Consider the following 25,608-nt stretch of genomic DNA (forward strand, 5'->3'; position numbering starts at 1 on the left):
CTGCCCCTGCCGTGCGCGAGCTTAACCAAACGCGCGGCACTTGCGCAGCACCCGGATCACCGCGCGCTTGGGCCGCTCGCGCCGGCCCCTTACAATGATCCGTTCAGCCTTCCCTTTACCCGCGCGCGCCCGGCGCGCCCATGGCGAGCCTCCGATGGAAAAGAGTTTCGAACCCGGCCAGATCGAATCGAAGTGGTACGCGCACTGGGAGAAGCGCGGCGCGTTCCGGCCCACCGGCCAGGGCGAGCCCTACTGCATCCTGCTGCCGCCGCCGAACGTGACCGGCACGCTGCACATGGGCCACGCGTTCCAGCAGACCGTGATGGACATGCTGATCCGCTACCAGCGCATGCGCGGTATGAACACGCTGTGGCAGGTCGGCACCGACCACGCCGGCATCGCCACCCAGAAGATCGTCGAGAACCAGCTTGCCGCCGATGGCAAAAGCCGCCACGACCTGGGCCGCGAGCCGTTCGTCGAGCGCGTGTGGCAGTGGAAGGAGGAATCCGGCTCGACCATCACCAACCAGATGCGCCGCCTGGGCGTGGCCGCCGACTGGTCGCGCGAGCGCTTCACGATGGACGAGGGGCTCTCGGCCGCGGTGCGCAAGGTTTTCGTCCAGTGGTACCGCGACGGGCTGATCTACCGCGGCAACCGGCTGGTGAACTGGGACCCGGCGCTGGGCACGGCGGTGTCGGACCTGGAAGTGAACAACGTCGAGCGCGACGGCCACATGTGGTCGATCCGCTACATGACCGCCGATGGCGCGGGCTCGGTGGTGGTCGCCACCACGCGCCCTGAAACCATGCTGGGCGACGTCGCGGTCGCGGTGCATCCGGAAGACGAGCGCTACGCACACCTGATCGGCGCGAAGCTGCACCTGCCGCTGACCGGCCGGGAAATCCCGGTGATCGCCGACGACTACGTCGATCGCGAGTTCGGCACCGGCTGCGTGAAGATCACCCCGGCACACGACTTCAACGACTACGCCATCGGCCAGCGCCACAGGCTGGAGCCGATCAACATCTTCACGCTCGACGCGAAGGTCAACGACAACGCGCCGGAGAAATACCGCGGGCTGGACCGCTACGAAGCGCGCAAGGCGGTGCTGGCCGACCTGGAAGCTACCGGCCTGCTGGTCGAGACCAGGCCGCACAAGCTGCAGGTGCCGGTGAGCCAGCGCTCGGATGCGGTGATCGAGCCGATGCTGACCGACCAGTGGTTCGTCGACCTCACCTCCGAGGTGCTCGCCGATGGCCGCCCGGGCGGGCGCACGGCGATCACCGAACCGGCGCTCGAGGCCGTGCGTTCGGGCGCAATCCGCTTCGTGCCGGAGAACTGGACCAGCACCTACACGCAGTGGCTGGACAACATCCAGGACTGGTGCATCAGCCGCCAGCTCTGGTGGGGCCATCGCATCCCCGCCTGGTACGACGAAGCCGGGAACATCTTCGTTGGCGAAGACGAGCAGGACGCGCGGCGGCATGCCACCACCGAGGTGGTTGGCGCGTTGCGCCAGGACGAGGACGTGCTCGACACCTGGTTCTCCTCCGCGCTATGGCCCTTCTCCACGCTGGGCTGGCCGATGCAGGGGCCGGTAAGGAACGAGCGCGGCGAGGTGGTCGCCGATTGGGAGCAGGACAAACTGTTCCTGCCCAGCGCGGTGCTGGTCACCGGCTTCGACATCATCTTCTTCTGGGTCGCGCGCATGGTGATGGCGACCCTGTACTTCACCAGACAGGTGCCCTTCCGCGAGGTCTACATCAACGCCATCGTGCGCGATGCCGAAGGCCAGAAGATGTCCAAGTCCAAGGGCAATACGCTGGACCCGCTGGATCTGATCGACGGCAATGCGCTGGAACCGCTGGTGGAGAAGTCCACCCGTTCGCTGCTGATCCCGCAGGTGCGCGAGAAGGTCGAGAAGCGCATCCGCAAGGACTATCCGCAGGGCATTCCTTCGATCGGCACCGATGCGCTGCGCTTCACCTTCGCCGCGCTGGCCAGCTACAGCCGCACGATCAACTTCGACATCAAGCGTGCCGAAGGTTACAAGGCGTTCTGCAACAAGCTGTGGAATGCCGCGCGCTTCGTGTTGATGAATTTGCCTGAGGGCGAGGTTCCGGCGCCCGCGGGATGGCCGGCCACCGAGGCCGAACGCTGGATTCTCACCCGCGTCAAGCAGACGCTGACCGAAGTCGAGGAGCACTTCGCCACCTACCGCTTCGACCTGCTGGCGCAGGCACTCTACGAGTTCGTGTGGAACGAGTACTGCGACTGGTTCCTCGAGCTGTCCAAGCCGGCGCTCAACGGCGACGACGCGCAGGCCGCCGCATCCACGCGCCACACGTTGCTGGTGGTGCTTGAGACCGTGCTGCGCGCGCTGCATCCGGTCATTCCGTTCATCACCGAAGAGATCTGGCAGGCGGTGGCGCCCCGGCTGGGCATCGGCGCGTCGAGCATCATGGAGCGACCGTGGCCGAAGGCCGCCGAACTGCCGGCGGACGAGGCTGCAAGCGCCGAGATCGAGTGGGCGAAGTCGGTGCTTTCGGGCATCCGCCGCATCCGCTCGGAAATGAACATCGCGCCCGGCAAGACCATTCCGCTGCTGTTCGCCGATGGCGACGCGGGCGATCGCTCGCGCGTGGCCAAGTTCGCCGCGCAGATCGCCTTCCTCGCGCGCACCGACGCGCCGCAGTGGATCGAGCCGGGCGCCGGTGAACCGGCTGCGGCAGCGGCGGTGGTCGGCAGCCTGCGCGTGCTGATTCCGCTGGCCGGGTTGATCGACCTCACCGCGGAGAAGGCGCGCCTCGCCAAGGAAATCGCACGCATCGAGGGCGAGATCAGGAAGTGCGAGGGCAAGCTGGGCAACGCCAGCTTCGTGGCCAACGCGCCGGCCGAGGTGGTGGCGCAGGAGCGCCAGCGCATCGTGGATTGGGGTACCCAGCTCGAAGCGTTGCGGGAACAGGCGCGCAAACTCGGCTGAGGGACGCCGGTTGCAGGAGCGCACCTGTGCGCGACCGGGATCCTGGTCGCGCACAGGTGCGCTCCTACAGAAGGGGCGTCAGGGCGAGCCGTCCCTGTCCAGCGCCATCACGATCGCATCCTCGCGGCCGCCCTTGGCCGGGTAGTAGCGCGGGCGTCGGCCGATTTCCTTGAAACCGACCGAGGCGTAGAGCTCCTGCGCGACCGGATTGGACGGGCGCACCTCCAGGAACACCCGCTCGGCACCGCTCCAGCGCGCCACGTCGAGCAGCCGGCCGAGCAGGTGCCGGCCCAGACCGCGCCCGCGCCACTGGGGGCCGATGCAAAGATTCAGCACGTGCGCCTCGCCGGCGGCCACCGAGAGGATGCCGTAGCCCGCCACTGCGCCCTCGCAACAGAGGACCCAGCACGGATGTCCTGCCTTCAGGCAGTCGCCGAAGATTCCGGCCGACCAGGGAAAGTCATAGGACGCGTTCTCCAGCGCACTGACCGCGGCGACGTCCTCGCGGCGCATCGCGCGTATCTCGATGCGCGGGCGCGCCACCGCGACCATCACGCACCTTCCGCCAGCGCACGCCGCAACTGGCGCAGCGCGGTCCACAGCCGGCGCTTGCCGGCCCCGCCCGCGAGCACCTCGTTCGGCTCGTCGGCCAGCACGATCTGCGCCCTGTTCATCACCGCCGCGGGCAACTCGCGCCCCAGCGCGTGCGCCTGCGCCTGGCCGAACACCAGGTAGGCGCGCACCGGCGGCACGGGGGCAGTGGGGCGTCCGTCCTTGACCAGGATGCGCCCGGCGCGCGCCAGCTCCGGACCATAGGCGGCCAGTGCGCGCCCGAGCAGGTCCAGTTCGCGGGCGCCGCAACCGTCCGGCAACAGCACGACGCAGGAGGCGGCCGGGACGAGCGGTGCGGCCGCCGGTTCGGTCGCGCTATCGGGCTCCGGCGCAGCGGCCGCGCGCCGCACCAAGGGCGTTACGCCCAGTACGCGCAGCACCCGCGTGCGGCGCGCAAGAGTTCCGCGGTGGGCCGGCGTGGCAGTCATGGCCTGGCGCGACGGATCCGCCGGCGATGCGCGGCACGGCCCCACAGGGTCACCGCCGGGCCGGACAGGAGGTACAGCGTGAACACCACGAACAACACCCGGGGCGGATCGATGAGGAACGGCACCAGGATAAGCACCGCGACCAGCACCCACAGGAACGGCACGCGGTCGCGCTCGCCCATCGGCAACGACTTGAAGCTGTAGTAACGGAAGCGGCTGACCATCAACAGGCCCACCACAACCGCCACCACCAGCGTGACGAAACACAGTTGCGGACCGGTGACCGCCCATCCCTCGGCACGGAATTTCTCCACGCTCCATACGAAGGACATGCACACCGCCGCGGCCGCGGGGCTGGCCAGGCCCTGGAAGTAGCGCTTGTCGATCACCCCGACCTGGGTGTTGAAGCGGGCCAGGCGCAGCGCGCCGCAGGCGGCGTAGAGGAAGGCGGCGGCCCAGCCGATCTTGCCCCACACCGGGCCGAACTCGCGCAGCGAGGACAGCGACCAGTTGTACATCACCAGGGAGGGCGCCAGCCCGAAGCTGACCAGGTCCGAGAGCGAGTCATACTGCACGCCGAATTCGCTCTGCGTGCCGGTCAGGCGCGCCACGCGACCGTCCATGCCATCCAGCAGCGCCGCCACGAAGACCGCGATCGCGGCTTCCGTGAAACGATGCCCTATGCTCGCCACCACCGCGTAGTAGCCGGCGAACATGGCCGCCGTCGTGAACAGGTTCGGCAGCAGGTAAATGCCCCGGTGGCGGGGCGTGCGGACTGGCGTGTTCTCGCTCATGCAACGATCCGTGACGGAATGCGCGAGAGTGTAAACCATCGCCCGTCAACGGCCCCGGCATGCTTGAGTCCGGCCTTGCGGAGTGTTAACTAGTGCCGGGGCCCCATGCCCCTGGAGAATCCCATGCGCCGCCTGCCCCTCGCCCTCGTGTTGCTGCTGCTCGCACCCGCGGTCGCCGCGCAGGTGTACAAGTGGACCGATTCCCACGGCACCGTGCACTACTCCGAAACCCCGCCGCCCCAGGGCACCCAGTACAAGCGCATCGATACCAACGGCATGGAGCAACCGGCCGCGCCCGCGCCTGCCGCCAAACCCGACGCCACTGCCGCGAAGCCCGCCCCGGAGGGCACCGGCGGGCTGCCCAATACGCCGGAGAACCGCGCCAAGCTCTGCACCTCCCTCAAGGCCAATCTTGACCTGCTCAAAGGCAAGGAGGGCGTCGTGCTCGAACAGGGCGGCAAGTCGGTCCCGCTGGACGAAACTGAGCGCAGCCAGCAGATCGCCCTGGCCGAACAGCAGTACCAGCAGTTCTGCAGCCAGTAAGGGCTTTGCACCGGCGTCCATGACGCGTAAGCCGGGGGTGGCCACGTATAATCGGCCTCTTTACCCCCGGAATACCCGCCATGCGCCTCAGCCAATTCCACCTGGCCACCGTCAAGGAAGTCCCCGCCGACGCCGAAATCGCCAGCCATCGGCTGATGCTGCGCGCCGGCATGATCCGCAAGCTCGCCTCGGGCCTCTACACCTGGACGCCGCTGGGCCTGCGCGTGCTGCGCAAGGTCGAGAACGTGGTGCGCCAGGAAATGAACCGTGCCGGTGCGATCGAGTTGCTGATGCCCGCGGTGCAGCCGAAGGAGCTGTGGGAGGAAACCGGCCGCTGGGAGAAGTTCGGTGGCCAGTTGCTCAAGATCCGGGATCGCAAGGAACAGGAATTCTGTTTCGGCCCGACCCACGAGGAAGTCATTACCGATTTCGCGCGCAACGAGCTGAAGAGCTACAAGCAGCTGCCCGTCAATTTCTACCAGATCCAGACCAAGTTCCGTGATGAAATCCGCCCGCGCTTCGGCGTGATGCGCGCGCGCGAGTTCCTGATGAAGGACGCCTATTCGTTCCATCTGTCGCCCGAATCGCTAGGCGACACCTACGCCGCGATGTACCAGGCCTATTCGCGCATTTTCGAGCGGCTCGGCCTTTCGTTCCGCGCGGTGCAGGCGGACACCGGCGCGATCGGCGGCAACGCCAGCCACGAATTCCAGGTGCTGGCCGATTCGGGCGAGGATGCGATCGCGTTTTCCGACGGTTCCGATTACGCCGCCAATATCGAAAAGGCCGAAGCGCTCGCGCCCGCCATCCAGCGCCCGGCTCCGCAGGCATCGCTCAAGCGCGTGGATACGCCGACGCAGAAAACCATCGCCGAGGTCAGCGCCTTCCTGGGCGTTTCGCCGCGGCAGTGCATCAAGACCCTGCTCCTGCGCGGACGCGAGGGCCTGGTCGCTTTGTGCCTGCGCGGCGATCACGACCTCAACGAGGTCAAGGCCGGGAAGCTGGCCGAATTGACGGACGAGCCGGTGCTGGCTTCCGAGGAAGACATTCTCGCCGCAACCGGCGCGCGCCCGGGTTTCATCGGCCCGGTCGGCCTGCCGGAGACGATTCCCGTCATCGTCGATCGCAGTGCGGCGGTGCTCGCCGATTTCGTCTGCGGCGGCAATGCCGATGGCACCCATTACACCGGTGCCAACTGGGAACGCGATGCGCGCATGACCCGCGTGGAAGATATCCGCCAGGTGGTCGAGGGCGATCCCTCGCCCGATGGCCACGGCACGCTGCGCCTGGCGCGCGGCATCGAGGTCGGCCACATTTTCCAGCTCGGCCAGAAATACGCCCAGGCGCTCGGCGCTACCGTGCTCGATGACCAGGGCAAGGCCCAGGTGATGCTGATGGGTTGCTACGGCATCGGCGTCAGCCGCATCGTCGCCGCGGCGATCGAACAGTCCCACGACGAGGCGGGGATTATCTGGCCCGAAACCATGGCGCCCTGGCGCGTGGCAGTTTGCATCATCAATCCCAAGAACCTGCCCGACGTGCGCGAGGCGGCCGAAAACCTGTACCGGAAACTCGAGGAACGCGGTATCGAAGCGGTACTGGACGACCGCGGGCTGCGACCCGGTCAGATGTTTGCCGACCTGGAATTGATCGGCATTCCGCACCGGGTGGTGGTGAGCGAGCGTGGGCTGGCTGCCGGTACGCTCGAATACCGTCGCCGCTCCGAATCGGAAAACCGGGCCATTACCGAGGACGAATTGTTCACGCTGGTCGCGTGAAAGTAAGTGGCGGTTGCCGTTGGACGGTAATTTCTATGCAGTCGAGTTTGGCAATACGACCGGTCGATTTTATGCGGTGGCTCGCATTATTCCCCGCCACGGAATAATCGACCGTTTTGCAATCGGCCCCGCCATTGGGCGAGAATGCCTCCGGACAGGAAGCACCGCTCTCAATGACGAGAGGCAAAAACACATAATCGAAGACTTACCGGGAGCCCACGCATGGCAGTCGACATCAAGAACCTCAATCACAACCAGCTCAATGAACTGATCACCAAGGCGCAGGTGCGCCAGACCGAGCTGCGCAAGGAGAAGGTCGCCAAGCTGCGCGAGAAGATCCATGCCATGGTCAAGGCCGAGGGCTTCTCCATGGAGGATGTTTTCGGTGGCACCCGCAAAGCCCGCCGCAGCACCGGTACGGTGGCGCCGAAGTACCGCAATCCGGGCAATCCGGAACAGACCTGGTCCGGCCGCGGCAAGCGCCCGCGCTGGTTCAACGATGCGCTGAAGGCCGGCAAGAAGGAAAAGGATCTGGCGATCTGATTGCTCGTTGCCAACGCAATAAAAGACACCGGCCTTGCGCCGGTGTTTTTTTTGCTTCCCTTCAGCCTCTCTCAGCAGGAGAGGCGCGGGCGCGGTACTGCCCGGCACCTCCCACTTCGGCGCTGCGCAGGGACAGGCCGTCAGCCGGTGCGCGCAAAACGGTTGTTAGGCGGCCGTGCCGCCCACGGTCATGCCGTCGATCTTCAGCGTCGGCTGGCCCACGCCCACCGGCACGCTCTGGCCATCCTTGCCGCACACGCCGATGCCTTCGTCGAGCTTCAGGTCGTTGCCGATCATGGACACGCGCGTGAGCACCTCCGGGCCGGCGCCGATCAGGGTGGCGCCCTTGACCGGGGCGGTGAGCTTGCCGTCCTCGATCAGGTACGCCTCACTGGCGGAAAACACGAACTTGCCGCTGGTGATGTCAACCTGGCCGCCGCCGAAGTTGACGGCGTAGAGCCCGCGCTTGACCGAGCCGATGATCTCGGCCGGATCGTGCGAGCCGGCGCGCATGTAGGTGTTGGTCATGCGCGGCATCGGCAGCTGCGCGAACGACTCGCGGCGGCCGTTGCCGGTGGGCTTCATGCCCATCAGGCGCGCGTTCAACTTGTCCTGCATGTAGCCGACCAGGATGCCGTCCTCGATCAGCGTGGTGCATTCGGTCGGCGTGCCCTCGTCGTCCACGCTCAGCGAGCCACGGCGGTTGGGCAGCGTGCCGTCGTCGACCACGGTAACGCCCGGGGCTGCCACGCGCTGGCCGAGGCGGCCGGCGAAGGCGGAGCTGCCCTTGCGGTTGAAGTCGCCTTCCAGGCCGTGGCCGATCGCCTCGTGCAGCAGCACGCCGGGCCAGCCGGGGCCCAGCACCACCGTCATCTGGCCGGCTGGCGCATCCACCGAATCGAGGTTGACCAGCGCCTGGCGGACCGCCTCGTCGGCGAACGCCAGGGCGCGGCCGTTCTCGATCAGTTCGCGGTAGCCGTAGCGACCGCCGCCGCCGGCGCTGCCCTGCTCGCGCCGGCCGCCGGACTCGGCGATCACCTGCACGTTCAGGCGCACCAGCGGGCGCACGTCCGCCGCCAGGGTGCCATCGGCGCCAGCCACCAGCACGGTGTCCATGGTCGCGGCCAGGCTCACGATCACCTGCCGCACGCGCGGGTCGCGCGAACGCGCGTAGGCGTCCACCTCGCGCAACAGCGCGATCTTGTCCGCGTTGGGCAGGCTCTCGACCGGATCGAGCGCCGGGTAGAGCTGCCGCGCGCCGTTGAGCGCCAGCGGCTTGCCGGCACCCTGCCCGCCCTGGGCGATTGCGCGCGCGGCTTTGGATGCGTCCAGCAATTGCGGCAGCACGATTTCGTCGGAGTAGGCAAACCCGGTCTTCTCGCCGCTGATGGCGCGCACGCCGACGCCCTGCTCGATCGAATGGCTGCCGTCCTTGACGATGCCCTCCTCCAGCAGCCACGACTCGCTGCGCGAATGCTGGAAGTAGAGGTCCGCCGCGTCGATGCCCGGCCCCATCAGCTGCGCGAACACGCGCTCGAGGTCGGTGGTGGCCAGGCCGCCGGGGGCCAGCAACTTGTTTTCGACGTGGGCGATGAGCGAATCCATGGGAGCCGGCAACCTTGAAGCGAAAGGGGTAACTATCCCACATGGGGTCGCAAGCGATCCTTTAAAGCACGCCGTGTCCGGCTGCCGCTACCATGCGGGGCAATATCCAGGGAGAGGCGAACCATGCGCAGGGGAACCAGGCAAGGGCTTACCCGGGGGCTGCTGGACAACGCCGTGAAGGCGCCCCTCGAGGAAACCCGCGACCTGCTGCAACGCCACGGCGCCCTGCGCCCGGGCGCGGGCAAGCTCAGCAGCGTGACTGCCCTGTCGTTGGGCTTCCTCGCCCTGCTGGCGGTGCTGGCCTTCCATTTCCCGCAGTACCTGACCACCCCGGACCTGCGGCACAAGTACTCGGTCGACGTCATGCGCCAGGTGTTGCTGGTGGCGCTGCTGGCCGCCGGCGGCATGTCTCTGGGGAATCTGGTGCTGGGACGCCAGCGCAACCTCAACCTCGTGGCCTTTGCGCTCGTGCTTGCCGCTACTGCGCTGGGCGGCTCGCGCGTGCCGGTGGGCAACTTTCCCGACCACACGCCTTACATCGGGCTGGACTGGTTCATCCTGGACCTGCTCGGCTCGACGCTGGTGTTCGTGGTGATCGAGAAGCTGTTCCCGCTGTACAAGGGACAGACGCTGTTCCGCGCTGAATGGCAGACGGACCTCAAACACTTCGCGGTCAACCACTTCATTGTCGGCCTGGCGCTGCTGAGCGTGAACTTCCTGCTGCACCACCTGTTCGGCTGGCTGGTCAGCAGCGGCTTCCAGCAGGCCGTGCAGCACATCCCGTTCGTGCCGCAACTGCTCCTGTGCGTGCTGGTGGCGGACTTGGCGCAGTACTGGACGCACCGCGCATACCACGAGGTGCCGTTCCTGTGGCGCTTCCATGCCGTGCACCACAGCGTCAGGACGATGGACTGGCTGGCCGGCTCCCGCCAGCACATGCTGGAGCTGGTGGCCACCCGGGTGTGTGTGCTGGCGCCGCTGTACATCCTCGGCTTCTCCGAGACCGTGATGAACGGCTACATCCTCATCGTCGGATTCCAGGCGGTGTTCAACCACGCCAATGTGCACCTGCCGTGGGGGCCGCTGAAGTACCTGCTGGTGACGCCCGACTTCCACCACTGGCACCACGCCTCGGACGAGGAGGCGATCGACCGCAACTATGCGGCGCACTACGCGTTCCTCGACCACCTGTTCGGCACCGCGGTGAAATCGCCCCGGGTATTTCCGGAGAAGTATGGCGTGGTGGGCGACTACATGCCCGACGGGTTCCTGCGGCAGCAGCTGTTTCCGTTTCGGCGGAAGTAGGCCGGTCCCCGCAAGGCAACCTCCATCCGCCCTTCGGGCACATTCCCCCGTCAACGGGGGAAGGCTCAAAGGCGAGGGATCGAGCCCTCCCCTGCGAACGCGGGGGAAGGTGCCGGCAGGCGGATGGGGCAGTCTTGCGACGACGCCGGTTTCAGCGCCCCGCGCTTGCCGCCGGTGCCGGCGCCGAAGCGGCTGGCGCAGGCTGCGCCTCGTGCTTCTCGACCAGCGTGAACACCGGTTTGTCCCAGCTGCCGGTGACGTGGTAGCGCGCGCTGGCGGCCTTGTTCAGTCCCTTGCCGAGCAGCCCCTGCACGGCAAAGCCGGCCGCCGCGCCGACCGGCCCGGCGACGACCGCACCGACCACCGGCAGGCTGTTGCCCACGTGCGGCACCACGTAGACCTGCTGATCGTAGTCGCGCGCGCGGAGGCCGGTGCGGCCGTGGATGTCGATATCGGCGGCCGGGCCGCGAATCTTCAGGTTGTCGGTCGAGGCGTTGCCGTCGGCGAAGCGGAAGTCGCCCTTGATCGAATCGAACGCGAGCCCCTTGCCGAACACATCACCGAAGTCGAGCGTGAGCCGTCGCGGCAGCTCCGCCACCGAGACCAGGCCGAACAGGCGGCCCACGCCCGGCGCCACCTCCGGGATGCGGCCATGGCTGACGTCCACGGCGAGCGTGCCATCCATGTTCGCCAGCGCAAATGAGGTGGGTGCGCCGGGCCAGCTGGCATCGAGCACCGCATGGGTCTTGCCGCCGCTGAACAGGCCCTCGTAGCCGAAGGCGGTGAGCATGCTGCCCAGGTTCTGCGCGGCGAAGTCGATGCGCATGTGCGTGTGGCTGGCCTGGGCGGTGCCGTTCCAGTCGCCGCCGGCGTTCAATTGCACGCTCCGGGACAGTGCGCGCAGCTGGTCGATATGCATGCCCTGCGCGGTCGGCCAGGTTTCCAGCCGCGCCTCGCCGAGTCGGGCGGTGCCCAGGCGCAGGTCGCCGATCCACAGGTGGAAGGGCGGCAGCGAGGACGGATCGATGCCCGTGGCGGCCGGGTCCGCGGCAGGCCCGGTCGCCGCCTGTGCGGTCGCGGCGGGCGCGGGGGTTTCGACGCCTTTGGCGGGCACCGCCACAGGCTTGCCGGTGGGCGGGGGCGCCGCCTGCGGCCAGTACAGCCGCTGCAGGCGCGCGGTGATGCCGCGCTTGCGCAGGTCGGCGCCCGGCACGTCGACATGGCCGGCGAGCGCGGGACTGTCCACGTCGATGGCCAGGCCGTCGGTGCCGGGCATGGCCTTGATGTGCATGTCGGGGAAGTCGTGCTCGAACACGAGCGCACGGTCGGCCTGCGCATCGATGCTCTCCAGCCCGGGACCGTCGCTGCCGCTGCCGGCGACCGCGTGCTGCACCCAGCCGGACACATCGAGCGCGGTGGCATGGCCGCGGATGCGCAGGCCCTTGTCGGGCAGGCTGTCGGGCATCGCGGTCCCGAAGGCGATCGCCGCGGCCAGCGGCTGCGTGTCGCCCGCCGGCAGGCGAAAACGCGCGCGCATCACGTCGCCCAGCGCCACGTCGAGCCGGCCGTTCTCCACCGGCACGCCCAGGGTCAGGTGCAATGGCAGCACGGCGTCGGCCGGCTTGGACAACGGCACCGGCAATGTCAGCGCGGTGCCGGCGAGCGTGCTGTCGGCGCTCAGTGTCTGCACCGAACCGCCGCCGCCGCGGGTGATGTCGAAGCCGAGCGTGTAGGTGCTGCGCCCTTCGGCTGCCTTGCCCAGCCATTGGAGTTGCGGGAAGCCCTGCACCAGCTCGGCGATCGCATAGCGCCCCTGCAGGCGCGCCGAGAGCTCGGTGTCGGGCCGGCCGGTCGCATCGGCGATCGCAAGGTCCAGCGACGAGGGCTGGCCGCGGAAGCTGCCAGCCAGCGGACCGGCATGCACGCCGTGGGCATCGAAGCTGACCGGTCCGGCGAGCTTGTCCAGCTCCAGCTTCCACTCGGGCGCATCCACGTCCATGCCCGTCAGTTGCGCATCGCCATCCAGTCGCATCGCCCGGGTGTCCTTCAGCGGCAACGACAAGTGGAAGCCGAACGCGGCGCTGCCGCCGAGGCGCAGCTTGGCCAGCGTGTCGGCCTGGTCGCGTGCGATCGGGCTCTGCCGCAGGAACTTGATCAGGCTGGCGCCGCTGCCGTTGCCCTGAACGTTGAGATCGACCGTCGTATCGGAGAAGTCGGGGATCAGGGCGACCGCGCGATCGACCTTCACTCCCAGCGACTCGCCACCCTGGGCCTGGGCCAGCATGCCGTTGTCGACGAAGCTCGCCTCGACCGACAAGCCGGTGGCCTGCGGCCAGCCCTCGCCGTAGTCGAAGGTCAACCCGCTGATCCGCGCGTGAGCCTCGAAGCGGCCTTCGTTGTGGTGGAACGGCCAGTCGGCCAGGCTGCCGCGTACCACCAGGTCGCCCTCGTCCACCGTACCGGCGACCAGCGCGCGGTCGAGCCACTCGATGGCGTGCGGCGACATGGAGCCGAGCGGCCAGAACTGCTTGGCGGCGGTCACCTGCGCCTGGTCGACGTGCGCGAAGAAGTCCAGGAAAGGACGCCCGCCGTCGTCCGGCAAAGCGATGGTGCCGCGCGCGCTGCCGGCAAACCCCTGGCCCTGGAACGCCAGCGGGTCCACGCCGATGCGCCAGGCCCCGTCGGCATGCCAGGCGGCGATGGTGCCAGCCAGCCGTGGCATGAGGAACGGCGTGCGGAAGCCTGGGGTGAGGTCGACCACGGTGGCCTGCGGCGGCAGTTCCAGCGAGAAGCCCTGCGCATCGCCGCGTAGGGTGCCGGCGAGCCGGCTGATGCCGGGCAGCTTGCCGGCGGCATCGATGCCGGCTTTCGAGAACGACGCCTGCAGGCCCTGCACGCCCTGGGCACGCGACCATTGCAGGGCGATCCGTTCGAGCAGGACGTGCGGATGCCCGCTACCGAGCCAGGCGCCCAGCGACGGGGCCAGGCCGGGCTTGAGCGCCAGCCACGGCAGCAGCGGCGCAAGGTCCAGATCGCGTGCCGCCACGCCCACGCGCACGGCGCCGTCCGGTTCGTGCAGCGCCAGCGCCAGCGCTCCGCCCTGGGCGTCGGCATAGCGCAGCTGGTAACCGTCGGCGCTCCGGCTGATGCCGGCAAGGCCCCGCAGCGCCGGCACGCTGGCGGTTCCCGCGGGGCCGGCGACGGCAAGATCGGCAAGTTCGAAGCGCAAGGTGGCGCGCACGACCTTGCGGTCCTTCCAGTCCAGCCAGGCGGCAAGACTGCCGGTGCCGCGTTTGGCTACATAGCCGTCCATCGCCACGTCTCCGAGCAGCGTGCGCAGGTCGATCCGGTCGCCGGCCAGCCATAGCCGGCCTTCGCTGCCGTCTTCGCGGAAGCTGCCGGCGCCGTGCCATTGGCCGCGGGCGCCCTCACGCTGCAACAGCACGCCGAAGCGCACGCGGCTGCCTTGCCGGCTCAGCCGTAACTGGTCGGCGCGCACGGCGTAGCGATGCCCGCTGGTCTCGTCGGTGACGATCAATCGCAGGTCGCGAAGCCAGACGCCCAGCGAAACCGGCCCCATCGAGAAATCCTGCCGCGCACCGCCATCGGGCCCGCCGATACCGTTGACGTGCCAGCGGCCCTGCGCGTCGTGGCTCAGGTCCAGTTCCAGTCCCCGCGCGCGCAGGTCGAGCATGTGCCGCGAGGGCAGCAGCCAGGCGCCGAAATCGATCTTCAGCTCCGACTCGGGCAGGTGCAGCGGACTGCCGCCCCCTGGCCCGGGGCCCACGGTGACGTCGCGCATCACGAACAGCGGGCCGGAGCCACGCCAGTGGCCCTCCATCGAGGCGAAACTCACCGGCCGGTGCAGGCGTTCGGAAAGCTGCGCGGCCACCCACTGCGGATGGCGCGCCAGCAGCGGCAGCAGCAATTGCGCCAGCGCCACCAGCACGGCCAGCGTGACCACCACGATGCCGGCGCCCCAGCCGAGGGCGCGCAGTGCCAGGTGCAGGCGCTGTCGCCAGCGCGCGTTCACCTCGTTCCGTCCCGGCCGGCGCTGCGGGCAATCCTTCGCTTACAGCAAGACCACATCGAACTGTTCCTGCGAGTAATGCTCTTCCGGCTGGAAGCGTATGCTCTTGGAGATGAACTCCTCCAGTTCGGCCACCGCCGCCGACTCCTCTTCGAGGATGCGCGAGACGACCTTGGGACTGGCCATCACGAGCAGCTTTTCGGCGTTGAACTGGCGCACCGCGCGGGTGATCTCGCGGAAGATCTCATAGGTGACCGTCTCGGCGGTCTTGATCGTGCCGCGCCCGCCGCAGGCCGGGCACGGCTCGCACAACTGCCGCTCCAGGCTTTCGGTGGTGCGCTTGCGGGTCATTTCCACCAGCCCGAGCGCGGACATCGGGTAGACCGTGGTCTTGGCGTGGTCGCGCGCCAGGCCCTTCTCGAGCATGCGGATCACCTGGCGCTTGTGCTCGTCATCGTTCATGTCGATGAAGTCGATGATGATGATGCCGCCCAGGTTGCGCAGCCGCAGTTGACGCGCCGCCGCCTGCGCGGCCTCCAGATTGGTGCGGTAGACCGTTTCTTCCAGGTTGCGCGTGCCCAGGTAGCCGCCGGTGTTGACGTCGATCGTCGTCATCGCCTCGGTCTGGTCGACGATCAGGTAACCGCCGGATTTGAGCGGCACCTCCTTCTTCATCGCGCGCTGGATCTCGTCCTCCACGCCGTAGAGGTCGAAGATCGGCCGCTCGCCGGTGTAGTGCTCGATGCGATCGTCAAGGCTCGGCATGAACTTGTGCACGAACTTGACGACCTTCTCGTGCGTCTCGCGCGAATCGACGCGCACCTTCTCGATGTCGTCGGTGAGCATGTCGCGCAGGCTGCGCAGCGGCAGCGAGAGCTCCTCGTAGACGCGCTCGCCGACCTTCGCTTTGGCGATGTTCTCCTGCACCACGCGCCAGACCTTGCTCAGGTAGGTCACATCGAAGGCGAGCGACTCGGCCGACTGGCCTTCGGCGTTGGTGCGCACGATGTAGCCGAGCGGGTTCTCGCCGATCAGGCCGCCGAGCACGTCCTTCAGGCGTCCGCGCTCGGCCTCGTCCTCGATGCGGGCGGAGATGCCCAGCGTGCGCGCGTGCGGCAGCAGCACCAGGTAACGCGAGGGGATCGAAAGGTGGGTGGACAGCCGTGCGCCCTTGGTCCCGATCGGGTCCTTCACCACCTGCACCACGATGTCCTGCCCCTCATGGACCAGCTCGCTGATCGAGGGCGTGTGGCCGTTGCCGTGCACCTCCGCACCCTCGGGCAGCGGCGGGCGCACGATGTCCGAGGCGTGCAGGAACGCCGCACGCTCCAGCCCGATCTCCACGAACACGGCCTGCATGCCGGGCATCACCCGCTGCACGCGTCCCTTGTAGACGTTGCCCACGTAGCCGCGCCTGGAGGCACGCTCGACGTGCACCTCCTGCAGCATGCCGTTCTCGACCACGCCGACGCGGGTCTCACGGGGCGTCACGTTGATCAGGATCTCTTCACTCACATCCACCCCCGTTGATCTGACTCTTTATAGCGGGTGGGCGATGAAACTGTCGATGCGCCAGCGCACGGGGAACCGGGCAACTTGGCGGCGCCACCGCCGCGACGGGCACGGCGGCCACCCACTGGGTAGACTCCGCCACCATGAAACTCCTGCTGGTGGAAGACTCCGAACGCCTGCGCACCACCCTGCAGCACGGCCTGCGGGGCGCCGGCTTCACCGTCGACGCGGCGGCGGACGGCATCGAGGCCAAGGGTTTCCTGGCCAGCTACGACTACGACCTGGTGGTGCTGGACCTGATGCTGCCACGGCTGGACGGCCTGGGCGTGCTGCGCGGCCTGCCTCCGGGCGGCCGTCGCCCGCGCGTGCTGGTGCTGTCCGCCCGCGACCAGGTGGGCGACCGCATCGAGTCGCTCAACGCCGGCGCCGACGACTACCTGGTCAAGCCCTTCGCCTTCGACGAGCTGGTCGCCCGCCTGCACGCCCTGGCGCGCCGCCCGCTGCAGGCACAGCCGGTGGTGCTGACCCTGGGCACGCTGGCGTGGGACCCGCTGGCCCAGCAAGCCAGCGTGGATGGCCAGCCGCTGCCGCTTACGCCGCGCGAGTTCGCCGTGCTGGGGCTGCTGTTGCGCCACCGCGGCCGCGCCTTCACGCGCCAGGAAATCCTCGAGCGCACCGCCGGCAGCGACACCGACGTTTCCGACCGCAGCGTCGAGGTACTGGTCTTCGGCCTGCGCCGCAAGCTCGACGCGGCCGGCCTGGCCGGCCTGATCGAGACCCGCCGCGGCGCCGGCTACCTGATCCCGTGAAACCGCCCTCGCTCGCCGCGCGCATCACCCTGCTGCTGGTGGGCACCAGCCTGGCCCTGCTCGGCGGCGGCGGACTGCTGATGGACTGGCGCATCGACCAGGCGATGGAAAGCCGGTACCGGGAAAACCTGCTGACCCAGGCCCAGGCCCTGACCACGGTGGTGGAGATCGAGCAGGCGGCCGGCGAGCCACAAGCGGCCGCGGGACTGCTCGGCGAAAGCGGACACGCCTGGTACGAGCTGCGCTGCCAGGGCCTGGCGCCCCAGCGCAGCACACCGCCGCCACCGGTCGCGCCCGCCGGCTGGCCGGCCGCGGCGGGAGCCACACCGCGCTTCCTCAACCTGCGCAACGGGGCCGGACGGCTGGGCGCGGTGATGTTCGCCTTCGAGGAGCCCTCCGCCACCCGTCCGCCCACGCGCCGCTGCGCGCTGCTGTTCATGCAGGACCGTCGCGCGTTCGACCGCCTGCTGACCACGCTGGACTGGATTCTCGTGCTGGGCCCGGCACTGGCGCTGCTGGTCGCGCTGGTGGCGGTGCCGCTGATCGTGCGGCGCGGCCTGAAACCGGTGCGCGCGCTGGTCGAGCGCATGCGCGACATCGGTCCGCACGCGCCCGGCCAGCGCCTGCCCGCCAGCGGTACGCGCGAGCTCGACCCGCTGGTCGCCCGCTTCAACGACGTGCTGGCCAGGATGGACGAGGGCCTCGCGCGCGAACGCCAGTTCGCCAGCGGCCTGGCGCACGAGACCCGCACGCGGCTGGCCGAACTGCGCGCGCTGGCGGAAGTGGAGGCGCGTTACCCGAGCGGCCGGGAACTCGGCCAGATCCTCGACGAGATCGGCCAGATCGGCGCCGAGCTGGAAGCGACCGTTTCTGCGTTGCTGCTGCTCACCCGCCTGCAGTCGGGCCTGGAACAACCGCAGCGCCAGCCGCTGGAACTGGCCCCGTGGCTCGAGCGCCAGTTGCCCCGCCACCGCGCGCACGCCGCCTCGCGCGGCCTGGCGCTGGTGGTCGACGGCAGGCCGCCGGCGCACCTGCATACCGACCCCGCGTTGCTTGAGGTCGTGCTGGGCAACCTGCTCGGCAACGCCTGTGCCTACGCGCCGGACGGCGACACCGTAAGGGTCGGGCTGGCTACGGACAGCCTGCGCATCAGCAACGCCGCGCCCGGGTTGGAGCCCGCGGACCTTGCGCGTTTCGGCCAGCGCTTCTGGCGCAAGCAACCGCCGCATGCCGGCCATGCGGGCCTCGGGTTGGCGCTGGCCCACGCAGCGGCCGAGGCGCTCGGCATGGACGTTCGCTTCGAACTGGCGGATGGGCGGCTGTCGGCCGTGCTGGGGTGGGGCTGAGGCACGGTTTCCCCATCCGCCCTTCGGGCACCTTCCCCCCGTCAACGGGGGAAGGATCAGAGGCGCGACGCTGCATTTCCGGGTCCCCTCAGCGTACGGGGGGCTTGAACACGGGGCGCCGCACACTTTCGAGCCTTCCTCCGCGAACGCGGGGAAGGTGTCGACAGGCGGGCGCCCTTGAGCGCAATCGGCATCAGCCGGCCGGATCGCGCACCTCGGCACGAACCCGCGGCAGGCTGTCCGGATAGTGCTGTTGCACGAACGCGATCATCCCTTCGCGCACGTGGCAGCGCAGGTCGAAGTTGCTGCCGGAGTCCGCCGAGCTGGCGAGGACGCGGATCTGCAACGTGCGCTCGGTGGCGTCGGTCACCTGCAGTACGCAGACGCGTCCGTCCCACTGCGGCGCTTCCCTGCACAGGCGCTTGACCTCCTCGCGCAGCGGTTCCAGCGGCACGCGGTAGTCCAGCCACAGGTAGACGGTGCCGATCAGCTGCGAGCTGGTGCGCGTCCAGTTCTGGAACGGGTTCTCCATGAACCAGTTCAGCGGCACCACCAGACGCCGCTCGTCCCAGATGCGCACCACCACATAGGTGCCGGTTATTTCCTCGATGCGGCCCCACTCGCCTTCGATGATCACCACGTCGTCCAGCCGGATCGGTTGGGTGATGGCGATCTGCAGGCCGGCGATCAGGTTGCTCAGCACCGGCTTGGCCGCCAGGCCCACCGCCAGGCCGGCCAGGCCGGCCGAAGCGAGCAGGCTGGCGCCGATCTGGCGCACGCCGGGGATCATCATCAGGCACGCGGCCAGGCCGATCAGGATCAGCAGCACGCTCGCCGTGCGGCCCAGCACGCGCGCCTGGGTGAGCACCCGCCGCGCGCGCAGGTTGTCCTCGGTGTGGACCGGGAAGCGTTGGGAAAAGAAGAACTCGACCGCGTTGATGCAACGCACGCCCAGCCAGGTGGCGACGGCGATCAGGGCAATCACCAGGATCTGCTCGGCCGACGCGGCGATGTGCAGTTCGTCCGCCTCGGAACGCGTATGCAGCGCCACCACCAGCACCAGCAGCGGCACCAGCCAGCCCATGGGCGAGCGCGCCTGCCTGAGCATCTCGCGCACCATCGGGTGCCCATCGCTGACACGCCACAGCAGCGAGCGCACCAGCCGGTGGACGACGATCGCAACCAGCAGCGCCACGATCACCGTGACGCCCAGGCGGATCCAGGGCTGGCCGTTCCAGATCTCCAGCAGGTTTTCCGTCATCGGCCCACCCTGCCGGTTCGCGCGTCCACGTCGCGTGGGCGGGTCATGGTCGGAATGTTCAGACGGCCATCCGCCTTGCCGTAAAGTAGGCCTATGAGCGGCACACCCATCCTCCTCGCCTGGAGCGGCGGCAAGGACTGCCTGATGGCCCTGCAGCGGCTGCGCGCCGATCCGCAGTGGCAGGTGGTCGCGCTGCTGACGACCGTCAACCGCACCTATGGAAGGATCGCCATGCATGGCGTGCGGCGCGACATCCTGCTCGCGCAGGCCGATGCGCTGGGCCTGCCGCTGCTTGAAGTCGAGATGGACTGGCCCGGCAGCAACGAGGCCTACGAAGGGGCGCACGAGCGTGCGCTGGCCGAGGCACGGATGCGCTGGCCGGGCATCCGCCACTGCGCCTTCGGTGACCTGTTCCTGCAGGACGTGCGCGACTACCGCGTGCGCCAGCTCGGCCGCGCGCAATGGCGCGCCGTGTTTCCCGTCTGGGGCGAGGACACCCAGGCCCTGTCGCGCCGCTTCGTGGGCGAGGGACATCGCGCGCTGCTGTGTTGCGTGGACACGCAACAGCTGGCGGCGGACTACTGCGGCCGCCCCTACGACGGTGCGCTGCTCGACAGCCTGCCGGTCGGCGTCGACCCGTGCGGAGAGCGCGGCGAGTTCCACACGCTGAGCTGCGGCGGCCCGTTGTTCGCCCGCGAACTGCGCCTGCGCCGCGGCGAGTCGGTGCTGCGCGACGAGCGCTTCCAGTTCACCGACTTCCTGCTCGATGAACCGACCGGCTGAGCACATCCTGCCCGACCTGCTGCGCCCGGGCCTGGCGCTGGTGTTCTGCGGGACGGCCGCAGGGGAACGCTCGGCGCGCGACGGCGCCTACTACGCGCATCCGGGCAACCTGTTCTGGCGCGCGCTGCACGAGGCGGGCATCACGCCGCGCCGCTTCACGCCGGCCGAATATCCGGACCTGCTGGAACTGGGCATCGGCCTGACCGACCTCGCCAAGCGACACAGCGGCAACGACGCCGACCTGCCGCGCGATGCTTTCGACGTCCCGGCGATGATGGCCAAGATCGAACGCTTCCAGCCGCGCCTGCTCGCTTTCACCAGCAAGGCGGCCGCACGGGCGGCGCTCGGCCGGCCGATCGAGGCCTACGGACCGCAGCCCGAGCGCATCGGCACCACCGGTGTCTTCGCCCTGCCCTCGCCCTCGGGCCAGGCCCGCCGCCACTGGGACATCGAGCCCTGGCGCGTGCTGGCGAGGCAGGCCCGGCTCGACTAGCCGCCCGCCCCTCGCGCGGCGCGATGCATCGCGAACACTGTGCCTGTCGGGTGCTATTCGACAGGCGTGTGCCGGTAGGCGGCGACGTCGCGCTCCATCACGGGCGCGGCGTTGTTCGACCAGGCGTGGCGAATGTAGGTCACCACCGCGGCGACGTCGCCGTCGCTCAGCTGCTGCGCGAACGGCGGCATCGAGTACGGGCGCGGGTGGGCGGCGGTGGTGGGGGCGAAGCCGCCGAGCAGGACGATACGAATGGCGTTGATGCCGGTCGGCTCGATCACCGACGAGTTGCCGGCCAGCGGCGGGTACACGCCCGCGACGCCCTGGCCGTCCTTGCCGTGGCAACTGCTGCACTGCCGGTCGTACAGATCGGCGCCGCGGTCGAGCAGCGCGGTTGCGTCCACCCGGCTGCCGCCCTGCGCCGGCGCGGGGCGCGGCGGCAGCGACTGCAGGTAGACGGCGATGGCGCGCAGGTCGTCCTGGCGCATGTGCTGCGTGCTCTGCATGACGACGTCGGCCATCGGCCCGAACGCGGCGCCCTTGCGTGACTGGCCGGTGCGAAGCAGCGTCACGATGTCGTCCGTGCTCCAGCCTTCCAGACCGCCGTGAGCGTGCGTGCTGAGGTCGGGGGCGTACCAGTTCTGCGCGGGAATCTGGCCCCCGGTGAGCGTTTCGTTGCTGGGCAGGCCACCAAGGTTGTCGCGCGCGACGTGACATTCGTTGCAGTGGCCCAGGCCCTGGACCAGGTAGGCGCCGCGATTCCACTCGGCCGGTTGCTTCGGGTCGGGCACGAATTCGCCGGGGCGGAAATAGAGCGTGCGCCATGTGGCCAGGCTGGCCCGCAGGTCGTAGGGGAAGCGCAGCGACGGCGCGCCCGTCTGGTTGCGCACCGGCGGCAGGGTCTTGAGGTAGGCGAACAGTGCGAACGCATCCTCGCGGCTGACCTTCGTGTAGGAGGTGTACGGGAAGGCCGGGTAGAGCGCATGGCCATCGCGTCCGACGCCTTCGTGCAACGCGCGCCAGAACGCATCGAACGACCATTGCCCGAGGCCCGTGGCGTCGTCCGGCGTGAGGTTCGGCGCAGGCACCTCGCCGAACGGCGTAGGCAGCGCCCGCCCGCCCGCGTAGGGCTTGCCGCCCTGTGCGGTGTGGCAGGCCGCGCAGTCGCCGACCGTGGCGAGGTAGGCGCCGCGGGCGATCAGCGCCGGATCCTGCAACCGGGCCGCGGTGGTCTGCGCGGGCGGCAAGGCCGGATGGTGCCGGGCGACCAGCCACCAGGCCACCACGGCGATGGCCACCACCACCAGGGCAAAAAAGCCGCGAAGGAGCCACTTCATCGCGAGCTCTCCTTACCCTGGAGCACACCGCAGGCCAACGGCGGCGTCACCGAGCCGGCCGGCTGGGCGTGCACGTCGGCCGGCACGTCATGGGCAGCCAGCCAGGCCGAGACGGCGGTGATATCCGCGTCGCTCAGGCGGCTGGCGATGGTCGCCATGCAGTCGGGCGCGACCATCGCCCGCGTGTGCGTGCGCCATGCGCCCAGCTGCGCGCTGATGTAGTCGTACGGCAAGCCGACCAGGCCGGGAATGTCCGGTTCCACGCCGATCAGCTGCTGGCCGTGGCAGGCCGCGCAGGCGGGAACCTTGCGCGCGGGGTCGCCCTGGGTAGCCAGCACTTCACCGCGCTTGAGGACCTCGTCCGTGACACGCGGCAGCGGCGAGCGCTGGTAAGGCACCTGCTGCGCGGCGAAATAGCCGGCGATCTCGCGCATGTAGCCGGGCGTCAGGCCGCGCACCGTGTATTCCATCGGTGCGTACTTGCGCAGGCCGTCCTGGAAATTGCGGATCTGGCGCGCGAGATAGCCCGCCGGCTTGCCGGCGAGGCGCGGGAAGAAACCGGTCTCGGGCGTGCCTTCGCCGTGCTCCCCGTGACAGGCGGTGCAGGCGGCAATGCGCTGCTTGAGGGTATCGGGCACGTTGGGCGCGTCGGCGGCCCGGACGGCGGTGGCGGTCAGCGCGACGACCAGCAGTGCCGGCGCGAGGCACACGGAAGAAAGCAGGCTCATGCGTGGGATTATAGGTAGCGGCAGGAGGCGCGGCAGGCGCGCAGGAGGGATATGCTGCGCCGGCGCGACACCATGCCGCACCGTCATGCACCATTGCACACCGACCCACCGGAGGCCGCCGTGAAACCCTCGCCCGCCCGACTTGCCCTGCTCATCTCCCTGCTGCTCGCCGGTCCGGCGATGGCGGCGCAACCGGTCAAGCCGCTTGCCTGGGCCTCGATCGACCAGCTGCAGCAGCAGATGGACGCCGGCACGCTGGACAGCCGCACGCTGGCGCGGCAGTTCCTCGACCGTATCGCGCAGATCGACCAGGCCGGACCGACCTTGCGCTCGGTGATCGAGACCAATCCCGACGCGCTCAAGCTCGCCGCCGCGCTCGACGCCGGTCGCGCCAAGGCCAAGCACGGCCCGCTCTACGGTGTGCCAGTGCTGCTCAAGGACAACATCGACACCGGCGACCGCATGCTCACCACCGCCGGTTCGCTGGCGCTGGCCGACGCGCCGGCACCGCGCGACGCGGGGCTGGTCGAACGGTTGCGCAAGGCCGGCGCGCTGGTGCTGGGCAAGACCAACCTGAGCGAGTGGGCCAACTTCCGCTCCAACCACGCCAGCAGCGGCTGGAGCGGACGTGGCGGGCAGACCAGGAACCCCTATGTGCTCGACCGCAACCCCTGTGGTTCGAGTGCCGGTTCCGGCGCGGCGGTGGCCGCCGGCCTGGTGACCGTGGCGATCGGCACCGAGACGGACGGGTCGATCATCTGCCCCGCCGCCAGCAACGGCATCGTCGGCATCAAGCCCACGCTGGGCCTGGTCAGCCGCAGCGGGATCGTGCCGATCGCACACAGCCAGGACACCGCCGGGCCGATGGCGCGCAGCGTGGCCGACGCTGCGGCGTTGCTCAGCGTGATCGCCGGCAGCGATCCGCGCGATCCGGCGACCGCCGAAGCGGACAAGCACGCCACCGACTACACCCGTTTCCTCGACCCCAATGGCCTCAAGGGCAAGCGCATCGGCGTGGTGCGCCAGCTCGCGGGCGCCGAACCCAACGCCGATCGCGTGCTGGCGCAGGCCATCGCGCTGATGAAGGCGCAAGGCGCGATCATCGTCGACCCGGTGACGGTGCCGCACCTGGCCGACCTCGGCGGACCGGAGATGACCGTGCTGGTGTACGAATTCAAGCACGACATCAACGCCTACCTGGCCACCCGGCCGAACCTCAAGGTGAGGACGCTCACCGACCTGATCGCCTTCGACAAGGCGCACGCGGAACAGGAAATGCCCTGGTTCGGCCAGGAGTTGTTCGAGGAGGCGCAGGGCAAAGGTCCACTGACCGACAAGAACTACACCGACGCGCTGGCCAAGGCCAAGCGGCTGGCCGGCCCCGAGGGCATCGACGCGGCACTGGCCAAGGACCACCTGGACGCCTTGCTGGCGCCGTCGTGGGGGCCGGCCTTCGTCACCGACCTGGTGCTCGGCGACCACATCGTGAGCGGCGATCCGACGGTTGGCGGCGCATCGCAACCGGCGGCAGTGGCCGGCTATCCGTCCATCACCGTGCCAGCCGGCTTCGCGCATGACCTGCCGGTGGGCATCGTGCTGTTCGGCGCGAAGTGGAGCGAGCCCACGCTGATCTCGATCGCCTACGGCTTCGAGCAGCATGCCCAGGCCTGGCAGCCGCCGCGCTTCCTGGACACGGTCGGCGGCAAGCCGCAGGGCGCGCATTGACCCGTGTCCGCGGGCGTCGCCGATGCGCCCGCAAACGGCCAGATCGGCGCCCGCCGCGGACATTAACGTGCGTTGCTCCCCAACGAGAGGAGCAACGCATGCGCCTTGCCCGACACCTGGCCCTGCCCTTCTGCCTGCTGCTGGCGACCGGCGCCGGCGCTGCCGACAATCACTCGCCAGGTGCGGCGTTGCGCGCCACCTGGCGCCAGCCCCAGGCGCCGGAACGGATCTACGGCAATACCTGGTACGTGGGCACCCATGGTCTGAGCGCCATCCTTGTCACCTCGCCGCGGGGCCACGTGCTGATCGACGGCACGCTGGCGGAAAACGCGGCGATGGTCGAGGCGAACATCCGCGCGCTCGGTTTCCGCGTGCGCGACATCCGGATGATCCTCGCAAGCCATGCGCACGGCGACCATGCCGGTGCCATCGCCAGGCTGGTGCGCGACAGCGGTGCCAAGGTGGCCGCCCGCGCGTCCCAGGCTGGCGCGCTGCGCAACGGCGGTGAGGATGTCGACGATCCGCAGCATGGCGACGCGCCGCTGTTTCCGAAGGTGGAGCATGTGCGCGTGATCGGCGACGATGCCGTCGTGCGCGTCGGTCCCCTGGCGATCCAGGCACATGCCACACCCGGCCATACACCCGGCAGCACCAGCTGGACCTGGACCTCCTGCGAAGGCACGCGTTGCCTGTCCATGGTCTACGCTGACAGCCTTACGCTGCTTGCCGCGGGCGACTATCGCTACACCGACCCGGCGCATCCTGAACGCCTGGGCGATTTCCGACGCGCCCTGGCGATGCTCTCCGCCCTGCCGTGCGACATCCTGATGACGCCGCATCCCGAAGCGGGCGGCCTGCTGGAGCGCCTTGCCAAACGCGACGCGGGCGAGCCAGACGCGCTGCGCGATGCCCGGGCATGCAAGGCATACGCCGGGCTCGGCGAGCGGTCCATGCAGGCGCGCATCCGCGAGGAAAGCGCGCCGCCCCGCTGAG

The 25,608-nt window shown here is 69.2% G+C and carries 20 protein-coding genes; 11 read left to right on the plus strand and 9 right to left on the minus strand.

Annotated features, from left to right (window positions below):
• Window positions 1–154 precede the first annotated feature (154 nt).
• The gene (locus ACFWZU_RS14090) at window positions 155–2,983 is read left to right on the plus strand and encodes a valine--tRNA ligase (protein WP_439702170.1); all 2,829 of its coding nucleotides are present in this window, start codon (window positions 155–157) and stop codon (window positions 2,981–2,983) included.
• A 78-nt stretch (window positions 2,984–3,061) separates the two neighbouring features.
• On the opposite strand, the gene rimI is transcribed toward ACFWZU_RS14090, so the two are convergent.
• The 3 genes from rimI to pssA are packed head-to-tail and all read right to left on the minus strand — an operon-like array spanning window position 3,062 to window position 4,817.
• Window positions 3,062–3,535 carry a ribosomal protein S18-alanine N-acetyltransferase gene (gene rimI, locus ACFWZU_RS14095; protein ID WP_439702205.1) on the minus strand — a complete coding sequence of 158 codons (474 nt, stop codon included), beginning with the start codon at window positions 3,533–3,535 and terminating at the stop codon, window positions 3,062–3,064.
• Window positions 3,535–4,023 (minus strand): hypothetical protein, encoded by a 489-nt coding sequence (locus ACFWZU_RS14100; RefSeq protein ID WP_439702171.1) that lies wholly within the window; start codon window positions 4,021–4,023, stop codon window positions 3,535–3,537. The genes rimI and ACFWZU_RS14100 overlap by 1 nt, the downstream gene beginning before the upstream one ends.
• On the minus strand, window positions 4,020–4,817 hold the full coding sequence (gene pssA / locus ACFWZU_RS14105) for a CDP-diacylglycerol--serine O-phosphatidyltransferase (protein WP_439702172.1): 798 nt from the start codon (window positions 4,815–4,817) through the stop codon (window positions 4,020–4,022). The genes ACFWZU_RS14100 and pssA overlap by 4 nt, the downstream gene beginning before the upstream one ends.
• Before the next feature lie 123 nt (window positions 4,818–4,940).
• On the opposite strand from pssA, the gene ACFWZU_RS14110 reads away from it, so the two are divergent.
• The 3 genes from ACFWZU_RS14110 to ACFWZU_RS14120 all read left to right on the plus strand — a co-directional run bounded on the left by ACFWZU_RS14110 (window position 4,941) and on the right by ACFWZU_RS14120 (window position 7,681).
• Entirely contained in the window at window positions 4,941–5,360 is a 420-nt protein-coding gene (locus tag ACFWZU_RS14110) for a DUF4124 domain-containing protein (protein ID WP_439702173.1), read from the plus strand.
• 80 nt (window positions 5,361–5,440) lie between these two features.
• The gene (locus ACFWZU_RS14115; protein ID WP_439702174.1) at window positions 5,441–7,138 is read left to right on the plus strand and encodes a proline--tRNA ligase; all 1,698 of its coding nucleotides are present in this window, start codon (window positions 5,441–5,443) and stop codon (window positions 7,136–7,138) included.
• A gap of 222 nt (window positions 7,139–7,360) precedes the next feature.
• Window positions 7,361–7,681: an H-NS histone family protein gene (locus ACFWZU_RS14120; RefSeq protein WP_439702175.1), complete on the plus strand. Its 321-nt coding sequence runs from the start codon at window positions 7,361–7,363 to the stop codon at window positions 7,679–7,681.
• 165 nt (window positions 7,682–7,846) lie between these two features.
• Here ACFWZU_RS14120 and tldD read toward each other — a convergent pair whose 3' ends face one another.
• Window positions 7,847–9,286, minus strand: a complete 1,440-nt coding sequence (gene tldD, locus ACFWZU_RS14125) for a metalloprotease TldD (RefSeq protein WP_439702176.1) — start codon at window positions 9,284–9,286, stop codon at window positions 7,847–7,849.
• 174 nt (window positions 9,287–9,460) lie between these two features.
• Here tldD and ACFWZU_RS14130 point away from each other — a divergent pair, with 174 nt between their 5' ends.
• Entirely contained in the window at window positions 9,461–10,591 is a 1,131-nt protein-coding gene (locus tag ACFWZU_RS14130; protein ID WP_439702177.1) for a sterol desaturase family protein, read from the plus strand.
• Between the two features lie 151 nt (window positions 10,592–10,742).
• On the opposite strand, the gene ACFWZU_RS14135 is transcribed toward ACFWZU_RS14130, so the two are convergent.
• Entirely contained in the window at window positions 10,743–14,624 is a 3,882-nt protein-coding gene (locus ACFWZU_RS14135; protein WP_439702178.1) for a YhdP family protein, read from the minus strand.
• Window positions 14,625–14,663: 39 nt separating this feature from the next.
• Window positions 14,664–16,136 (minus strand): ribonuclease G, encoded by a 1,473-nt coding sequence (gene rng / locus ACFWZU_RS14140; RefSeq protein ID WP_439702179.1) that lies wholly within the window; start codon window positions 16,134–16,136, stop codon window positions 14,664–14,666.
• 140 nt (window positions 16,137–16,276) lie between these two features.
• Between rng and ACFWZU_RS14145 the strand changes: the two genes are divergently transcribed.
• Window positions 16,277–16,942 carry a response regulator transcription factor gene (locus tag ACFWZU_RS14145; protein WP_439702180.1) on the plus strand — a complete coding sequence of 222 codons (666 nt, stop codon included), beginning with the start codon at window positions 16,277–16,279 and terminating at the stop codon, window positions 16,940–16,942.
• Window positions 16,939–18,288, plus strand: a complete 1,350-nt coding sequence (locus tag ACFWZU_RS14150) for a sensor histidine kinase (protein WP_439702181.1) — start codon at window positions 16,939–16,941, stop codon at window positions 18,286–18,288. Before ACFWZU_RS14145 ends, ACFWZU_RS14150 begins: the two co-directional genes overlap by 4 nt.
• 193 nt (window positions 18,289–18,481) lie before the next feature.
• On the opposite strand, the gene ACFWZU_RS14155 is transcribed toward ACFWZU_RS14150, so the two are convergent.
• Window positions 18,482–19,549, minus strand: coding sequence for a mechanosensitive ion channel family protein (locus ACFWZU_RS14155; RefSeq protein ID WP_439702182.1), 1,068 nt, complete (start codon window positions 19,547–19,549; stop codon window positions 18,482–18,484).
• A 93-nt stretch (window positions 19,550–19,642) separates the two neighbouring features.
• Between ACFWZU_RS14155 and ACFWZU_RS14160 the strand changes: the two genes are divergently transcribed.
• Together ACFWZU_RS14160 and ACFWZU_RS14165 are read left to right on the plus strand one after the other, a co-directional pair.
• A complete protein-coding gene (locus tag ACFWZU_RS14160) occupies window positions 19,643–20,332 on the plus strand; it encodes an ATP-binding protein (RefSeq protein ID WP_439702183.1) in 690 nt (229 codons plus the stop codon).
• A complete protein-coding gene (locus ACFWZU_RS14165) occupies window positions 20,316–20,825 on the plus strand; it encodes a mismatch-specific DNA-glycosylase (protein WP_439702184.1) in 510 nt (169 codons plus the stop codon). Before ACFWZU_RS14160 ends, ACFWZU_RS14165 begins: the two co-directional genes overlap by 17 nt.
• Before the next feature lie 53 nt (window positions 20,826–20,878).
• Here the strand turns inward: ACFWZU_RS14165 and ACFWZU_RS14170 are convergent, their stop codons facing one another.
• Together ACFWZU_RS14170 and ACFWZU_RS14175 are read right to left on the minus strand one after the other, a co-directional pair.
• On the minus strand, window positions 20,879–22,162 hold the full coding sequence (locus ACFWZU_RS14170; RefSeq protein ID WP_439702185.1) for a c-type cytochrome: 1,284 nt from the start codon (window positions 22,160–22,162) through the stop codon (window positions 20,879–20,881).
• Window positions 22,159–22,890 carry a c-type cytochrome gene (locus ACFWZU_RS14175; RefSeq protein WP_439702186.1) on the minus strand — a complete coding sequence of 244 codons (732 nt, stop codon included), beginning with the start codon at window positions 22,888–22,890 and terminating at the stop codon, window positions 22,159–22,161. The genes ACFWZU_RS14170 and ACFWZU_RS14175 overlap by 4 nt, the downstream gene beginning before the upstream one ends.
• Before the next feature lie 180 nt (window positions 22,891–23,070).
• Here ACFWZU_RS14175 and ACFWZU_RS14180 point away from each other — a divergent pair, with 180 nt between their 5' ends.
• On the plus strand, window positions 23,071–24,615 hold the full coding sequence (locus tag ACFWZU_RS14180) for an amidase (RefSeq protein ID WP_439702206.1): 1,545 nt from the start codon (window positions 23,071–23,073) through the stop codon (window positions 24,613–24,615).
• A 98-nt stretch (window positions 24,616–24,713) separates the two neighbouring features.
• Window positions 24,714–25,607 (plus strand): subclass B3 metallo-beta-lactamase, encoded by an 894-nt coding sequence (gene bla, locus ACFWZU_RS14185; protein ID WP_439702187.1) that lies wholly within the window; start codon window positions 24,714–24,716, stop codon window positions 25,605–25,607.
• Window position 25,608: the final 1 nt, after the last annotated feature.

The sequence above is a fragment of the Frateuria sp. GZRR33 genome (assembly GCF_051900425.1).
Lineage (GTDB): Bacteria > Pseudomonadota > Gammaproteobacteria > Xanthomonadales > Rhodanobacteraceae > Frateuria_A.

Bases quoted from the DNA above. Each gene is read 5' to 3' on its own strand.
- ACFWZU_RS14090 (WP_439702170.1), top strand. From the start codon at position 155: ATGGAAAAGAGTTTCGAACCCGGCCAGATCGAATCGAAGTGGTACGCG.
- rimI (WP_439702205.1), bottom strand. From the start codon at position 3,535: ATGGTCGCGGTGGCGCGCCCGCGCATCGAGATACGCGCGATGCGCCGC.
- ACFWZU_RS14100 (WP_439702171.1), bottom strand. From the start codon at position 4,023: ATGACTGCCACGCCGGCCCACCGCGGAACTCTTGCGCGCCGCACGCGG.
- pssA (WP_439702172.1), bottom strand. From the start codon at position 4,817: ATGAGCGAGAACACGCCAGTCCGCACGCCCCGCCACCGGGGCATTTAC.
- ACFWZU_RS14110 (WP_439702173.1), top strand. From the start codon at position 4,941: ATGCGCCGCCTGCCCCTCGCCCTCGTGTTGCTGCTGCTCGCACCCGCG.
- ACFWZU_RS14115 (WP_439702174.1), top strand. From the start codon at position 5,441: ATGCGCCTCAGCCAATTCCACCTGGCCACCGTCAAGGAAGTCCCCGCC.
- ACFWZU_RS14120 (WP_439702175.1), top strand. From the start codon at position 7,361: ATGGCAGTCGACATCAAGAACCTCAATCACAACCAGCTCAATGAACTG.
- tldD (WP_439702176.1), bottom strand. From the start codon at position 9,286: ATGGATTCGCTCATCGCCCACGTCGAAAACAAGTTGCTGGCCCCCGGC.
- ACFWZU_RS14145 (WP_439702180.1), top strand. From the start codon at position 16,277: ATGAAACTCCTGCTGGTGGAAGACTCCGAACGCCTGCGCACCACCCTG.
- ACFWZU_RS14155 (WP_439702182.1), bottom strand. From the start codon at position 19,549: ATGACGGAAAACCTGCTGGAGATCTGGAACGGCCAGCCCTGGATCCGC.
- ACFWZU_RS14160 (WP_439702183.1), top strand. From the start codon at position 19,643: ATGAGCGGCACACCCATCCTCCTCGCCTGGAGCGGCGGCAAGGACTGC.
- ACFWZU_RS14165 (WP_439702184.1), top strand. From the start codon at position 20,316: ATGAACCGACCGGCTGAGCACATCCTGCCCGACCTGCTGCGCCCGGGC.
- ACFWZU_RS14170 (WP_439702185.1), bottom strand. From the start codon at position 22,162: ATGAAGTGGCTCCTTCGCGGCTTTTTTGCCCTGGTGGTGGTGGCCATC.
- ACFWZU_RS14175 (WP_439702186.1), bottom strand. From the start codon at position 22,890: ATGAGCCTGCTTTCTTCCGTGTGCCTCGCGCCGGCACTGCTGGTCGTC.
- ACFWZU_RS14180 (WP_439702206.1), top strand. From the start codon at position 23,071: ATGGCGGCGCAACCGGTCAAGCCGCTTGCCTGGGCCTCGATCGACCAG.
- bla (WP_439702187.1), top strand. From the start codon at position 24,714: ATGCGCCTTGCCCGACACCTGGCCCTGCCCTTCTGCCTGCTGCTGGCG.